The organism is Rhodococcus sp. T7, assembly GCF_009872365.1.
Lineage (GTDB): Bacteria > Actinomycetota > Actinomycetes > Mycobacteriales > Mycobacteriaceae > Rhodococcus_F.
This window is the reverse complement of record NZ_WXYH01000295.1, coordinates 1-645: the sequence shown is the minus strand read 5'-3', so window position 1 is coordinate 645 and position 645 is coordinate 1. Positions and strand designations below refer to the sequence as shown.

General features: G+C 66.8%; 1 pseudogene. It reads right to left on the bottom strand.

The annotated features are described in order from the left end of the window. Positions 1–468: pseudogene (locus MLGJGCBP_RS23710) on the bottom strand (hypothetical protein); the annotation flags it as partial. Positions 469–645 lie beyond the last annotated feature (177 nt).

Sequence of the window (645 nt, the reverse complement as noted above, 5' to 3'; positions counted from 1 at the left end):
GGTGGTGCGCACCCCCGTGACCCGGCCGTCGGCGCCGAGCAGTCCGGCCACCTCGACGCCTGAGCGGTACTGCACGCCGTCGAGTTCGGCAGCCTTGTCGCGAAGCGCCTTCTCGATCAACGGCCGACTCGCCATCAGGAACTCGAGGCCCGACTCGAACCGAGGCGACCAGCCGACCCGATCCAGGCGCATCACGTCCTGTGCGGAGTCGAGTCGCACCGCGCCCATCTCGAACGCGTGATCGGAGAAGCCGGGAAGCAGAGAATCCATCGCGGCCCGGCCCGCGGCCAAGAGCGCGTGGAAGTGGGCGCCCTGTGGCACGCCCTTGCGGAAGACCGGCTCGGTGGGTAGCTCGTCACGCTCGAGCAGCACCACCTCGCGGAAGTGATCGGCGATCGCGGCTGCGGCCAGGGTGCCGCCGATGCTGCCGCCGATGATGATCGCGCGGCCGAGGAGTGGGGTTGTCATGGGTGCTCCTGATTGGGCGGGAGACGCCTCGTCACCCGGGCGCCTAGATGTGGTCTATTTATCTAAAAAGATAACAGCAAGCATTATTAGGGACCAGGTCAGGAGATGCTGATCCCGCCGTCGACCGTCATCGCCAGGCCGGTCACGTAGCGCGACTCATCGGAGGCGAGGAAGACG